This window comes from Amycolatopsis sp. NPDC114505, from assembly GCF_055633615.1.
On sequence record NZ_JBVKDV010000001.1, the window covers coordinates 104,034 to 117,416 of the forward strand.

At 72.6% G+C, this 13,383-nt stretch carries 12 protein-coding genes; 8 read left to right on the top strand and 4 right to left on the bottom strand.

Going from position 1 to position 13,383, the window contains the following annotated elements; all coding sequences use genetic code 11:
* Window positions 1–8 precede the first annotated feature (8 nt).
* Window positions 9–377, top strand: coding sequence for a DoxX family protein (locus ACZ7OU_RS00465; RefSeq protein WP_470253791.1), 369 nt, complete (start codon window positions 9–11; stop codon window positions 375–377).
* Between the two features lie 195 nt (window positions 378–572).
* Here ACZ7OU_RS00465 and ACZ7OU_RS00470 read toward each other — a convergent pair whose 3' ends face one another.
* Together ACZ7OU_RS00470 and ACZ7OU_RS00475 are read right to left on the bottom strand one after the other, a co-directional pair.
* Complete coding sequence (locus ACZ7OU_RS00470; protein WP_470253792.1) at window positions 573–3,812, bottom strand: ATP-dependent helicase; 3,240 nt, start codon at window positions 3,810–3,812, stop codon at window positions 573–575.
* A 76-nt stretch (window positions 3,813–3,888) separates the two neighbouring features.
* Entirely contained in the window at window positions 3,889–7,062 is a 3,174-nt protein-coding gene (locus ACZ7OU_RS00475; RefSeq protein WP_470255853.1) for an ATP-dependent helicase, read from the bottom strand.
* A gap of 172 nt (window positions 7,063–7,234) precedes the next feature.
* On the opposite strand from ACZ7OU_RS00475, the gene ACZ7OU_RS00480 reads away from it, so the two are divergent.
* The 5 genes from ACZ7OU_RS00480 to ACZ7OU_RS00500 all read left to right on the top strand — a co-directional run bounded on the left by ACZ7OU_RS00480 (window position 7,235) and on the right by ACZ7OU_RS00500 (window position 10,063).
* A complete protein-coding gene (locus ACZ7OU_RS00480; protein ID WP_364375660.1) occupies window positions 7,235–7,558 on the top strand; it encodes an MGMT family protein in 324 nt (107 codons plus the stop codon).
* Window positions 7,559–7,613: 55 nt separating this feature from the next.
* Window positions 7,614–8,444, top strand: a complete 831-nt coding sequence (locus ACZ7OU_RS00485) for a siderophore-interacting protein (RefSeq protein ID WP_470253793.1) — start codon at window positions 7,614–7,616, stop codon at window positions 8,442–8,444.
* Window positions 8,445–8,514: 70 nt separating this feature from the next.
* On the top strand, window positions 8,515–8,937 hold the full coding sequence (locus ACZ7OU_RS00490; RefSeq protein WP_470253794.1) for an SRPBCC domain-containing protein: 423 nt from the start codon (window positions 8,515–8,517) through the stop codon (window positions 8,935–8,937).
* Window positions 8,934–9,251 (top strand): ArsR/SmtB family transcription factor, encoded by a 318-nt coding sequence (locus tag ACZ7OU_RS00495; RefSeq protein ID WP_470239134.1) that lies wholly within the window; start codon window positions 8,934–8,936, stop codon window positions 9,249–9,251. The genes ACZ7OU_RS00490 and ACZ7OU_RS00495 overlap by 4 nt, the downstream gene beginning before the upstream one ends.
* Complete coding sequence (locus ACZ7OU_RS00500; RefSeq protein ID WP_470253795.1) at window positions 9,251–10,063, top strand: DUF899 family protein; 813 nt, start codon at window positions 9,251–9,253, stop codon at window positions 10,061–10,063. The genes ACZ7OU_RS00495 and ACZ7OU_RS00500 overlap by 1 nt, the downstream gene beginning before the upstream one ends.
* Here ACZ7OU_RS00500 and ACZ7OU_RS00505 read toward each other — a convergent pair.
* The gene (locus tag ACZ7OU_RS00505; protein ID WP_470253796.1) at window positions 10,026–10,853 is read right to left on the bottom strand and encodes a uroporphyrinogen-III synthase; all 828 of its coding nucleotides are present in this window, start codon (window positions 10,851–10,853) and stop codon (window positions 10,026–10,028) included. The genes ACZ7OU_RS00500 and ACZ7OU_RS00505 overlap by 38 nt on opposite strands.
* Complete coding sequence (locus ACZ7OU_RS00510; protein ID WP_470253797.1) at window positions 10,846–11,814, bottom strand: helix-turn-helix transcriptional regulator; 969 nt, start codon at window positions 11,812–11,814, stop codon at window positions 10,846–10,848. Before ACZ7OU_RS00510 ends, ACZ7OU_RS00505 begins: the two co-directional genes overlap by 8 nt.
* 63 nt (window positions 11,815–11,877) lie before the next feature.
* Between ACZ7OU_RS00510 and ACZ7OU_RS00515 the strand changes: the two genes are divergently transcribed.
* A complete protein-coding gene (locus tag ACZ7OU_RS00515) occupies window positions 11,878–12,273 on the top strand; it encodes a DUF3224 domain-containing protein (RefSeq protein ID WP_470239138.1) in 396 nt (131 codons plus the stop codon).
* A 9-nt stretch (window positions 12,274–12,282) separates the two neighbouring features.
* On the top strand, window positions 12,283–13,380 hold the full coding sequence (locus tag ACZ7OU_RS00520; protein ID WP_470253798.1) for a DNA glycosylase AlkZ-like family protein: 1,098 nt from the start codon (window positions 12,283–12,285) through the stop codon (window positions 13,378–13,380).
* Window positions 13,381–13,383: the final 3 nt, after the last annotated feature.

The window sequence follows — 13,383 nt, forward strand, 5'->3', positions numbered from 1 at the left end:
ATCAGCTCATGGCAACTTCACAACGGCCCGCGCATTTCCTGGCCGGCGTGCTGGGCACGATGGGCGTCCTGCACTTCGCCGTGCCGAAGCCGTTCGACGGCCTGATCCCCGCTTCCCTCCCGGGCTCCCGGCGGGCGTGGACGTACGGTTCGGGCGTCGCGGAGTTGGCGATCGGTGCCGCGGTGGCGGTCCCCCGCTCCCGCCGCTTGGGCGGCCTGGCCGCGGCACTGCTGTTCCTGGGCGTCTTCCCGGGCAACGTGAAGATGGCCGTCGACGCGTCCGCCGCGCCGGCCCCGCAACGCGCGATGGCCTGGGCCCGCCTCCCCCTGCAGTGGCCCCTGATCGCATGGGCCCTTCGAGTCCGCGACCACGCATAACCGGGCATCACGCGTGATTGAGCAGGCATCACGCGTGATCAGGCGGGCATCACGCGTGATTGGAGGGGCATCAGCGCGATGCCCCTCCAGACACGGCTGATGCCCCGCTGATCACGCGTGATGCCCCTCCAGACACGGCTGATGCCCCGCTGATCACGCGTGATGCCCCTCCAGACACGCGTGATGCCTCTCGGGTCACGCTTCGGGGATGTCGCGGAGGATTTGGCGGAGGCCTTCGGGGTCCAGGAGGTCGGCCGGGCGGATCGTGCGGTTCGCGCGGACGTAGTGGAATGCCGCGCGGACCTCCTCCACCGGGACGTTCTTCAGCGCCGCCCAGGCCATCCGGTACGCCGCCAGCTGGACCGCCAGCGCCGGCAGCCGGGACTCCGGCGGGACCGCGCCCGTCTTCCAGTCCACGACCTCCCAGTACCCGTCGGGGTGGCGGAAGACCGCGTCCATGCGGCCGCGCAGGGTGATGCCCTCGACGTCGGCCGAGAACGAGATCTCCACCGCGTGCGGGACGCGGGAGGCCCACTCGCTCTTCTCGAACTCCGTCTGCAGCTCTTCGAAGTCCGCGTCGGGCGCTTCGTCGAAGTCGGCCGCGCCCGGGAGGTCGTCGATCTCGATGAGCTGGTCGCCTCCGAAGCGGCGCTCCAGCCAGCCGTGGAACTCCGTGCCGCGACGGGCGAAGCTGTTGGGCTCCACCGGCAGCGGACGGCGCAGGTCCGCCGCCAGCTTGCCGGCGTCGTCGGCCAGCGCGACCAGCTGGCTCACCGAAAGCCGCGACGGCAGCGGGACGCGCTTGACCTGGTCGTCCTTGCGCGCCCACTCCTCGAGCAGGACGTCGGTGTCGGTCAGCCAGCCGTCCGGATCGTCCTCTTCGGACTCCTCCGGCAAGTCCACAGCGGACAGTGCCTCGGACACCAGCTCCACCCCGGTCTGCACGCCGGTGCGGCGGTCGGCCAGCGGGTCGACCGGCCAGCGGGCCGTCCGCGAGTCCGACACCAGCGGGTTCTCGTCGTCGGCGGACGGCTCCGGCGCCCACTCGGCGAGCTGCCCGACGCCGGTCTCGCGCAGGACGTCGCCGATCTCCGTCAGGAACTCCGACGGCCCCTTGGACCGGCTGCTGCTCTCGTTCCACCAGTGCCCGGACACGATCAGCGCGTGCTCGGACCGCGTCAGCGCGACGTAGCAGAGCCGCCGTTCCTCCGACTGCTCCCGCTCGACGAACCCGGCTTCGTGCAGCTCCAGTCCTTCTTGGACTTCCTTGCGGTCGTAGCCCTCGGCGATCCGCAGCTCCGGCAGGTCCTGCGCGTCACCGCGCAACGCCGCGGGCAGCGCCGTCGCGGTCCGCAGCCACGACGACGACCGCCGTCGGCCGGGGAAGACGTCCTGCACGAGGTGCGGGACGGCGACGACCTCCCATTCGAGGCCCTTCGCCGAGTGCACGGTGAGCACCTGCACGCGGTCCGGCACGACCTCGACCTCACCGGGGGTGAGCCCGTCTTCCGCGTGCGCGGCGGTGTTCAGGTAGTCCACAAAGGACAGTAGAGTCGCCGTCGGCGCGGTTTCGGCGTAGTCGGTGACGACTTCGGCGAACGCGTCCAGGTGCGCGCGCCCGGCGGATCCGGGGCGTGCCAACGACTCCACGTCGAGGAGCATCGTGCGTTCGACGTCGGCGACGAGCTCCGGCAGCGACTGGTCGAGCCGCCGCCGCAACGCCGACAGCTCCCAGCCGACCCGCCGGATGCGCTTGTAGCCCTCGTCGGAATACCGGTCCGGCGCGCCCGGCTCGTCGATGGCGTCGATCAGCCCGGCCTGCTCGAGGCGCTCCACGACCAGCTCCGGCCCGTCCGGTTTCTCCGGGCTGGAAAGCTCACCCGCGCGCCGCCACAACGCGGCGACGTCGGCGGCCGCGAGCCGCCAGCGCGCGCCGGTCAGCATCCGGGCCGCGGCGCTGCCCGACAGCGGATCGGCGAGCACCTTGAGCGTCGAGACGAGGTCAGCGACCTCGGGTTCGTCCAGCAGCCCGCCGAGCCCGACGACCTCGACCGGCAGGCCGCGCGCCCGCAGTTCGGCGGCGATCGGGGCCATGTCGGCGCGGCGCCGGACGAGCACGGCGGCGGTCGGCGGCTTCCCCGTCTGTTCCTGGACGGCGTGCCAGCGCCGGGCGAGGGCGTCGGCCACCCAGTCGCGTTCGGCGCGGATGTCCGGTAGCAGCGCGCACGCGATGTCCGCGGGCCCGGCACCTTCGCGCGCCCGCAGCCGTTCGACGCCGAGGCCGCGCGCCCGCAGCGGTTCGGCGATGGCGTTGGCGAGGTCGAGGATCTCCGGTGGGTTTCGGAAGCTCGTCAGCAGGCCGAAATCGCTCGCGGGGACGAGCTTTTCGCCGTCGTGACGCGGGAAGTCCGTCGTGAAGCGGGGCAGGTTGGCCGCGCTCGCCCCGCGCCAGCCGTAGATCGCCTGGGCCGGATCGCCGACCGCGGTGACCGGCATCGGCTGGTTCTCGACGCCACCGAACAGCGCCCGCAGCAGGACGCGCTGAGCGTGCCCGGTGTCCTGGTATTCGTCGAGCAGCACCGCGCCGAAGCGTTCACGCTCGCCGCGCACGACCGACGGGTAGTCGCTCGCCAGCTGCGCGGCCAGCGACATCTGGTCGGCGAAGTCGAGCGCGCCTTCGTTGCGCTTGCGGCGGTGGTACTCCTCGACCAGCGGCAGCAGCGCGAGCCGGAAGTGTTGCGCCGCCATGATTTCCGTGAGCTTCTGCGGCAGCGCGGCCCGCTGTCCCTTGGCGCGCGGCGCGTTCTCGATGACGCGGCACATCCACGTCGTGTACTCGGCGAGCTGGTCGACCGAGATGAGGTGCTCACCGAGCTCACCGGCCAGCTGCAGGACGTCCGCGGTGACGGTCGGCGGGACGCGGTCGGTGTCGAGCTCGTTGTCCCAAGTGGACACGACGCGGTGCGCGATCTGCCACGACGACGTCTCGGACAGCAGCCGGACGCCGGGCTGGACCGGCAGCCGCAGGCCGTGTTCGGACAGCAGGCGCCCGGCGTAGGCGTGGTAGGTGAGGACGGTCGGCTCGCCGGCGACCACAGTGGACCGCAGGCCGCCGGAGGGATCGAGCCGGTCGAGCAGCCCGGACCCGGCGAGCCGCCGCAGCCGCGCGCGGACGCGTTCGCCGAGCTGGCGCGCGGCCTTGCGGGTGAAGGTGAGGCCCAGGACGCGGTCGGGGCTGACGATCCCGTTGGCCACGAGCCAGACGACGCGCGCGGCCATGGTTTCGGTCTTGCCGGCGCCCGCGCCCGCCACCACGAGCGACGGCTCGACGGGCGCGGCGATGACGGTGGCCTGCTCGGGGGTCGGCCGGTGCAGCCCGAGCGCGTCAGCGAGTTCGGCGGGCTCGACGGGGTTGGCGATGACGACCGGGCTCACGCACGCCTCCCGGCCGGTCGTGAGTGGGAAACAGGGTTAGAACACTGTTTCCCACTCACGACGTCTTCGCGACGGGTCACGGGCCCGGCACCTGCCTGCCTTCGGGCCGCAGCGGGCAGCACCCGCGAGCCGGGCAACGGTCGCAGTCCGGGTTCTCCTGGGCCTGGTAGTCCGGCCCCGCCGCCGACGCCGCCGCGTCGCGGACCAGCTCCAGCCACTGCTTGCCGCCCACCTCGTCGAGCGGGGGCTGGGACCGCTCGGTCGCGCCCGTCTTGTTGTTGGCCTTCGCCACGTACACCAGCCGCGCGCCGCCGGGCTCGTTGCTGCCCTTGATCGCGCCCAGCAGCACCGCCAGCTGGTACGCCGCCAGCTGCGGGTGTTCTTCAGCGTCCTTTCCGGACACCGGGACCTTGCCGGTCTTGATGTCGACGATCACCGGGCGGCCCTCGGCGTCCAGCTCGACGCGGTCGACGCGGCCGCGCAGCAGCACCCGGACCTCGTCCTCGCCCCCGGCCGGCAGCTCGACCTCGATGTCCTGCTCGACGCCCGCCGCCTTGAGCTCGGCGCGGCTGCGCTCCAGCCACGTGACGAAGTTCTGCAGCATCTGCTCGACCCGCCGCCGCTCCCGCCGGGAGAACCACGGCGCACCTGCGTCGACGCGCACCCACGCGTCGTCCAAGGCTGCCTGCAGCTCCGCGTCGGTCTTGCCGGACGCGACGGACTCCGCCAGCCCGTGCACCAGCGTCCCGGTCACCGCGGCCAGCTGGGCCGGGTCGCTGCCGCCGTGGCGCTCGATCATCCAGCGCAGCGGGCACTTCGTCAGGATTTCCACTGTGGACGGTGAGATCCGGATCAGGTCGCCGGCCCGGTGCACCGGCTCGTCGGTCGACGCCGGGAGCAGGCCGTACCAGGTCGACGGGTGCGCGCCGGGCACCTTCGCGTCGGCGAGCCGGGCGAGCTGCTTCGCGGCCCGGCGCCGGCGCGCGGGATCGGCCTTGTCGTCGCAGACGACCTCGCGCAGCTCCCCCACCAGCTCGGCCAGCACCAGCGACCGGCCCGGCGGCTTCATCCGCGAGTCGAGGCCGCCGTCGTCGGCGCCGTTCTCCTCGAGGTCGTCGAGGAACCGCGACGGCTGTTCGTCCTCTCCGGACACCGCGGTGACCAGCAGCGTCTGCTTCGCCCGGCTCATCGCGAGGTAGAACAGGCGCCGCTCCTCGGCGAGGATCGGCGCGGTCGCGGAGACGGCGTCATCGTCCACACCGGACATCAGGTCCTTCAGCCGTTCCACGCCCAGCACGGATCCGCGCAGCCGCAGGTCCGGCCACGCACCCTCCTGGACGCCGGCGACGGCGACGACCGTCCACTCGCGACCGGCGGCGGCGTGCGCGGTGAGCAGCGAGACACCGTCGGACGGGACCGCCGCCGGAGCGAGGGTGTCCCCCGCGATCTGTTGCGCCCCCAGGTAATCCGCGAAGGACGCGACACTCGCGCGAGGCAGCCGGTCGACGTACCGGCCGGCCGCGTCGAAGAGCGCGACGACGGCGTCGAGGTCACGGTCGGCCTGCGCGCCCAGCGACCCGCCGCGCTCGACCTGTTTCAGGAGCTTGTCCTGCAGGCCGCTTTCCTTCCACAGCTGCCACACGACCTGCTCGACGCCGTCACCTCGGGCCACGGCCTGGTGCGTGAGGCGCAGCAGCCCGCCGACGCGCCGCACCGGTTCGGCCTCGGCGTCGGCCAGCCCGACGAGGATGTCCCCACCGCGCAACGCTTCCACGAGCAGTTCGTCGCTCGAGCGCTGCCCGCCGCCGGCCAGTTCGAGCCGGCGCAGACCGCGGCGCAACCGCCGCAGCGCCAGGGGATCCGCGCCGCCGAGCGACGACGACAGCAGCATCTCGGCGAGGTCGATGTCGAGCAGCTCCGGCGCGGGCGCGAGCTTCAGCACGGCCAGCAACGGCCGCACCGCGGGCTGGCGAGCCAGCGGCAGCTCCTCCGTCGCCGAGCCGATCGGGACGCCGGCCGCGCGCAAAGCGCGTTGCAGCACCAGGAAAGTCCGGGCCGGCGACCGGACGAGCACCGCGATCTCCGACCACGGCACGCCGTCGACGAGGTGCGCGCGCCGCAGCTGGTCGGCGATCCAGCTCGCCTCGGCGGCTGGCGTCGGCATCACGCGGACCCGGACGTTACCGCCGGAAGCACCCGCGGGCGGGAGGATCTTGCGGTGCTGGGACAGCCCGGGCAGCGTCGCGCCGATCTTCGCCACCGCCAGGCGGACGACCGGGGCCAGCCGGTGCGACGTCGTGAGCGTGACGGTCCGGCTGCCGTCCGGGTCGGCGTCGGCGAACAGGCTCGCGTCGGCGCCGCGGAAGGAGAACACGTTCTGGTCGGGGTCGCCGGCGACGACGAACTCGGCCGCGGTGTGCCCGATCATCCGGACCAGGCTGGTCTGCAGCGGGTCGAGGTGGTGGGCGTCGTCGACGAAGAGGTGCCGCACGCGGGTGCGCTCGCGTTCGCGCAGCTCGTCGTCGTCTTCGAGGGCGAGCAGCGCGGAGGTGACCAGCTCGGCGGCGTCCAGCGCGGGCGCGCTCGCCACGCCGAGGGCGTTGCCACCCGCACCCTGCAGCTGCGTGACTTCTTCGTACTGCGCCCAGAACTGCCCGGCGGCGATCCACTCGTCGCGGCCGCGGCGGCGCCCCAGCTCGGCGAGGTCCTCCGGGCCGAGCCCGCGTTCCGCGGCCCGCATCAGCAGGTCGCGCAGCTCTTCGGCGAAACCGGGGACCATCAGCGCCGGCCGCAGCTGCTCGGGCCAGTACCCGGCTTCTTCGTCGAGGTCACCGGCGAGCAGCTCGCGGACGACGACGTCCTGCTCGGCCCCGGCGAGCAGGCGCGGCGGCGGGAGCTCCTCGGCCATCGCTTCCAGCCTCAGCAGCGAGTAGGCGTACGAGTGCACCGTGCGGACGAGGGGCTCGCGGACGGTCCGGGGCAGCGGCCGGGCCTGGTCGGGGTCGGCGGTGAGCCGGCGGGTGATGTCGGCGCGCAGCGCGTCGGCGGACTTGCGCGACGTCGTGAGCACCAGCACGCTCTCGGGGTCCGCGCCCTCGGCGATGCGGCGGGTGGCGGCCGACGCGAGCAGCGCCGTCTTGCCGGTGCCGGGACCGCCGAGCACGCGCCGGAAACCCCCGGGTGCGGAGAGCATCCGCCGGGCGCCTTCGTCCCAGGTGAACGAGGGTGTGGCGGTGATCGGCGTGCGCACCAGCCGCGCGTCCGCCTGCGCCGTTCGCCTCGCGTTCACCCAGCGATGGAACCACGACCGGAGTAGTGGGTGCGGCACCGGCACGCCTTAACGGGGCTGCGTGCGATGAAGGTGCCGGAGCGTGCGCCGGGTGGCCACCGAAAGTGTCGTACCCCTCCGGCAGAGTGGGGGTATGGACGACGTTCTGCACGAGCGCGTGCGGGAAATCATCGAGTCGGTGCCGGCCGGCACGGTCGCGACGTACGGCGACATCGCGGCGCTCGCCGGCGCGCCCTCGCCGCGGATGGTCGGCGCCATCCTGGCCGAGGACGGGCACGACCTGCCGTGGCACCGGATCCTGCGCGCGAACGGGACACCGGCACCGCACCTGGTCCACGACCAGCTCGAACGACTGCGCGCGGAGGGCGTCCTGGCCGACGGCCAGCGCGTCGACCTGCGCAAGTACCGCTGGAAGCCCGGCGGTGACGAAGATCCCGGTGAGGAGGGACTGTTCTGATCACTGATATTTAGGTTAGCCTCGCCTAATTACGACGCAGGTGGAGCGACCGGCTTTGACGTACCACCGGGCGCGGGTGACCGTGGTCCGGCCGCTGACGCCGCACATGGTGCGCGTGACGTTCGAGGCGGCCACCTTCCGCGAAGTCCCGGCCGGGTCGCCCGACCAGTACGTCAAGGTCTTCTTCCCCCAGCCGGGCCAGGACGAGCCTGAGCTGCCGGAGGCCGCCTCCGACGTCATGTCGTGGTACCGCACGTACCTCGCGATGCCCGACGACCTCCGCCCGCCGATGCGCACGTACACGGTCCGGGCGCACCGGCCGGCGTCGGCGGAGATCGACGTCGACTTCGTGCTGCACGGCGACAGCGGCCCGGCCTCGGCGTGGGCGTCCCGCGTGACGCCGGGCGACCGCGTCGCGTTCACCGGCCCGTACGGCTTGTACGACCTGCCCGCCGAGGCCGACTGGCAGCTGCTGGTGGGCGACGAAACGGCGTTGCCGGCGATCGGCTCGATCATCGAGCAGCTTCCGGCGGGCACGCGCGTTTCGGCGTACATCGAGGTCTCGGAGCGCGAAGAGCGTCAGACGTTCGAGACGCGCGGAGCCGTCGAAGTCCACTGGCTGCTTCGCGGGTCGCGTCCGCTGGGCGAGGCATTGCTGGACGCGGTGCGTACAGCGACTTTCCCCGGCGGAGCGCCGTACGCGTGGGTGTCGGGCGAAGCGGGCGTCGTGAAGCTGGTCCGGCGGCACCTGGTGCGGGAGCGCGAAGTCGACAAGCGGCGGATCTGCTTCACCGGCTATTGGCGCACGGGAGTCAGCGAAGAGGCCGCGAGCCGCGAAGCGGTCCGCGCGGCCGACGCGGGCGAGATCCCGGCCGATGAGGACTGAAGTGCAACCCTGAGGTTGCACCACTGTCTCTCTTGTGCAACCCTGGAGTTGCACGCGAGAGGAGAGTCTCATGATCGAACGCGAGATCCTGATCGCCGCCGCACCGGAGAAGGTCTGGCCGCTGGTGGCCGAGCCCGGGTTCTGGGCGACCGACGACGAAACCGTCCGCGGCACGCTGGCCGAAGAGGGACAGACCCTGGTCGTCCGGCACTCGGAACACGGCGAGTTCCCGCTGCGCGTGGTGAAGGTCGACCCGCCGCACTACCTGGCGTACCGCTGGGTGAGCGCGTTCCCGGGCGAGGAGCTGCGGGAGGACAATTCGACGCTGGTCGAGTTCACCCTGACCCCCGACGGCGACGGCACCCGGCTGCGCGTGGTCGAGAGCGGGTTCGCCGCTCTGCCGACGTCGGAGGCGAACCGCGCCGACGTCGTCAAGGACCACACGGCGGGCTGGGAACAGTGCCTCCCCGCGCTGGCCGGCCGCGTCGGATGAGCGACGTCGTCGACGGCGTCCTGGCCGCGTTGGCCGATCCGACGCGTCGGCAGCTCCTGGACCTGCTGGCCGCCCACGGCCAGGCCACCGCGACGACCCTGGCGGGCGGGCTGCCCGTGTCGCGCCAGGCGATCGTCAAGCACCTCACCGTCCTCGACGCGGCCGGACTGGTGAGCAGCGTGAAGATCGGCCGCGAAGTCCGCTACGGCGTCCGTCCCGAGGCGCTCGACGAGACGGCCCGCTGGATGGCCGCGCTCGCCGCCGACTGGGACCGCCGGCTGGCGAAGATCAAGCGCATCGCCGAGGAGTCCTGATGACCACACCGGAGATCGTCGACCGAAGCACGTTCCAGAACGAGCTGGATCGCTTGCGCACCAGGGAAAAGGCCCACACGCGCGAAGGCGACGCGATCGCCGCGGCCCGGCGCCGCCTGCCGGCGGTCGAGGTGGACGCGACGCTCGAGCTGCTCGGCCCGGACGGGCCGGCCACGCTGCTCGACGCGTTCGAAGGCCGCCGCCAGCTCATCGCGTACTACTTCATGTGGAACCCGGGGCGCCCCGCGGCCGAGCAGTGCGAGGGCTGCACGTTCTACACCAACCAGGTCGCGGAGCTCGCCAACCTGCACTCACGGGACATCACGTACGCGGTGTTCTCGCAGGGCCGCAACGTCGCGACCGAACCGGCCGACGCGCGGACGTCGTACGCGGAAAGCCTGCGCTACCGGACGTTCATGGACTGGCGGATGCCCTGGTATTCGGCCCAGCCGTCCCTCGAGACGCTCCTGGCCGGGCGCGAGATCGGCCTGTTCCACCTGATCTGCTACCTGCGGGACGGCGACCGAGTCTTCGAGACGTACTGGACGAAACGCCGTGGCGTGGAGGCGATGGACTACAGCTACGCGCTGATGGACCTGACGGTGTTCGGCCGCCAGGAGGCTTGGGAGGACTCACCGGACGGCCGACCGCAGGAGTGCACCAACGTCCGGACCGACGCGGGGGCACCCGACTGGACTCCGCTGGCCGGCGAGGGCGGGCGTCCGATCGCCCAGTGGCCTCGGCTGGCCGCCGGCCGCGACGACGACCTCGGCGCTACGACCGGCTCCCCGGCGACCCACCGGTGCCACTGAGGGTCGTGACCAGCAGTTTCACCAGGGCGCCGAGGCGCTGCCGCTCCGGCTGCAGCGTCTCGACGCCCGCGTCTTCCAGCGGCGCCGCCGTCACCGGGCCCACGCACGCGACCACCAGCGGCCCGCGCAGCGCCGCGATCACCGAGTCGTACCGGCCGTAGTCCCGGGCCAACGTCAAGAAGTTCGCCGCCGCCGGAGCACTCGTGAACGCCAGTGCGTCCAGGTCTCCGTCGATCGCCGCGTCGATCAGGTCGTGCACGGGCCGGACGTCCGGCGGCGAGAACCAGCGATAGGGCTGCACCTCGATCAGCGTCGCCCCGGCGGTCGCCAGCGGGCCGGTGTGCTCCGGCAGCGGGGTGCCGTGCAGCTGCACGGCGATCCGCGCGCCGTCGACCTCGGTCAAGGCGCCGAAGAGCTCCGCGTTGCTCTCCGACTCGGCGGAGAACGCCTCGCGCAGCCCGGCGCCGCGGACCGCACCCACCGCCTTGGGGCCACGGGCGTAGATCCGGGACTCACCCACGCGGTCCAGCAGGGGCTCCCGCAGGCCCCAGCCTTCGGCCGCGTGGAGCCAGCCGCGGAAGCCCGCGCCGGTCGTCACCACCGTGAAGTCGACCGGCCGCTCGACCAGCGCCGAGGTGGCCGCGCGCAGGTCGGGGTCGCCGTCCAGGGGCACGATGGTGATCGTCGGCGCGTGCCGGACGTCGGCGCCGTGGCGTTCGAGCGCGCCGATGAACTCCTCGGCGCGGCGCTCGGCCGTCACGCCGATCGCGATCCCGCTCAGCTCACCCATAGATCGCACCCATCCGCTCGATCGCTTCGGCCAGCTCCGCCCGCAGGTCCGCCGGGGCGACGACCTCCAGGTGCGGCCCGAACCGCAGCAGCTCGCCGATGGCCGGTTCGCCCGGCTCCACCGGCAGCTCCACGGTGAGCCAGCCGTCCGCGTCGGGCTCCCCGGTCGCCGCGCGCAGCGCGCGGGCGCCGACGGAACCCGCGTAGAACGGTACGAGAGCCTGCGCCCGCGGGGACAGCCGCACCACGGCGACGCGCGGGAACATCCGGCGTTCGAACTGCTCGGACCACTCTCGCCAGTACTCCGCGAGGTCGAACCCAGCGGGCCGTTCGAACTCCTCGCCGAGGTCGGTCAGCTCCAGCACCCGCGAGATCCGGTAGGTGCGGTCGGTGCCCTCGCAGCGGCCGGCGAGGTACCAGTTTCCCCCTTTGAGGATCAGGCCCAGCGGCTCGACGTCCCGCTCGACGACCCGCTGGCCCCACCGTTCGTAGCGGATCCGGATCCGGTGCGACGACCACACGGCGTCGGCGATCGCGGACAGCGCCGGCAGGCTTTCGATGCCCCGGTGCCAGCCGGGGACGTCCAGGTAGAACCGCTCGGCGACGCGCCCGGCGCGGTCGCGCAGCTCCGACGGCAGCGCCGCGTACAGCTTGAGCTGGGCCGCGGCGAGGACGGTGCCGAGGCCCAGCTCGGCCGCCGCCACCGGCAGCCCGGCGAGCGACAGCGACTGCGCCTCCTCCTCGGTCATCCCGGTGAGACGCGTGCGGTAGCCGTCGACCAGGCGATACCCGCCGGTCCGGCCGCGGTCGGCGTACACCGGGACGCCGGACGCCGACAGCGCGTCGATGTCCCGGTAGACCGTCCGGACCGAGACCTCGAGCTCCTCGGCCAGCTCTTCGGCCGTCATCCGGCCGCGGTTCTGCAGCAGGAGGAGGACGGACAGGAGGCGGCTGGCGCGCATGCCTCCGATTCTGGCAGAAATACCTGACACAAGCTGACAGGTATGCCCGGCAGAGTGGTCCCCATGAACGCATTCACCATGAAGAACTGGGAAGAGAACGTCGTCAGCGGGACCGAAGGCGGGCCTCGGGTGGCGTACGCGCACGCCTCGATGGCGTACGACGGCGTCATCGAGGGTGAATCGGTCTGCGATCTCCTGCTGTACTACGCGGGCGAAGGCTACGAGAGCGGCACGACGACGTCGCCGAGCTTCGAGCGCTTCGAGGGCAAGGTCGACGGTCGCGAAGGGACGTTCATCGTGAAGCACGAGTTCACGTTCGACGCCCAGGGCATCGCGTCGATGTTCAGCGTCGTCCCCGGCTCGGGCACCGGCGGGCTGGCGGGACTCACCGGGAGCGGCACCGTCGGTGGCGCGATGGGTGAGGAGAAGATGGGGTACACCTTCGAGTACACGTTCTAGGAGTCGCACGTGGACCGTCGTCAGGTACTCGCCTACCGCATCGCCGAGCACGGGCTGCACCGCACCGCGCGGGACGTCACCGACCTCGCGGTCGTGCGGGCCGGGCTGCAGGACAGCATGCGCGACACCGCGCTGATCGCCCTGGTGGCCCGGCTCGACGAGCCCGTGTCCCCGGTGGACGATCCGCGGCTCGTGCTCGCGTGGACGTTGCGGGGCGCGCCGCACTACCACCTCGACCTGGCCGAGGTGACGCGCGCGCTGGTGCCCCTGGACGACGCGGACGCGCTGGCCCGGATGCTCTGGCAGCGCAAGGAGATCGCGGCGACCGGGCTCGACGCGGCCGAGGTGGTGTTCACGGCGGCGGCCGCCCTCCGCACGGTGGTCAAGAAGCCGATGACCAAGGGTGCGGTTTCGACGGCGGTGACGAAGGCGCTGCCACCGGAGTTCTCCCGCTGGTGCCGCGGCTGCAACGCGACGCACATCCAGGAGCAGCTGATGCGCATCGCGGCCCCGCACGCGGGCGTCCGCCTGGTGGCCGGCGCTTCTCCGGCGACGCTGGCGCCCCTCGAGGGGCGTGGCCGGATGCGCCGCACTCCGGACGTTGCGGCGGCGACGTCGGTGGTCGAGTCGTACCTGCGGCTCAACGGGCCGGCGTCGCCGGGCGAGGCGGCGGAGTTCGTGGGGACGGCGCGGGCGGTCGTGGACAAGACGTGGCCGTCGGACCTGGCGTCGGTGAAGGTGGAGGACAAGGTCCGCTACCTGCCGTCGTCTTGCTTGCCGGCGCTGGAGAACCCGCCCGAGCCGGACGTCGTGCGGCTGCTGCCGCCGTGGGACCCGTTCATCCAGGCGCGCGACAAGGCGCTGCTGGTCCCGGATCCCGCGCGGCGCAAGGAGGTCTGGAAGATGCTGGGCAACCCCGGGGTGCTGCTGGCGGACGGCGACATCGCGGGGACCTGGCGGACGAAGGGCAGCGGCGCGAAGCTGGCGTTCACGGTGACGGCGTTCGACCCGCTGCGCCCGGAGGTACGGGAGAACGCCGAAGCCGAGGCTGCACGCGTGGCGGCGGCGCGGGGGTTCGAGAAGCACACGGTGGCCTGGGCGGAGTAGTGA

What these genes read in the sequence shown, in the direction of transcription:
- ACZ7OU_RS00465 (WP_470253791.1), top strand. Translation starts at nt 9, where the DNA reads ATGGCAACTTCACAACGGCCCGCGCATTTCCTGGCCGGCGTGCTGGGC.
- ACZ7OU_RS00480 (WP_364375660.1), top strand. Translation starts at nt 7,235, where the DNA reads ATGGACGACGTTCTGCACGAGCGCGTGCGGGAAATCATCGAGTCGGTG.
- ACZ7OU_RS00490 (WP_470253794.1), top strand. Translation starts at nt 8,515, where the DNA reads ATGATCGAACGCGAGATCCTGATCGCCGCCGCACCGGAGAAGGTCTGG.
- ACZ7OU_RS00495 (WP_470239134.1), top strand. Translation starts at nt 8,934, where the DNA reads ATGAGCGACGTCGTCGACGGCGTCCTGGCCGCGTTGGCCGATCCGACG.
- ACZ7OU_RS00500 (WP_470253795.1), top strand. Translation starts at nt 9,251, where the DNA reads ATGACCACACCGGAGATCGTCGACCGAAGCACGTTCCAGAACGAGCTG.
- ACZ7OU_RS00505 (WP_470253796.1), bottom strand. Translation starts at nt 10,853, where the DNA reads ATGGGTGAGCTGAGCGGGATCGCGATCGGCGTGACGGCCGAGCGCCGC.
- ACZ7OU_RS00510 (WP_470253797.1), bottom strand. Translation starts at nt 11,814, where the DNA reads ATGCGCGCCAGCCGCCTCCTGTCCGTCCTCCTCCTGCTGCAGAACCGC.
- ACZ7OU_RS00515 (WP_470239138.1), top strand. Translation starts at nt 11,878, where the DNA reads ATGAACGCATTCACCATGAAGAACTGGGAAGAGAACGTCGTCAGCGGG.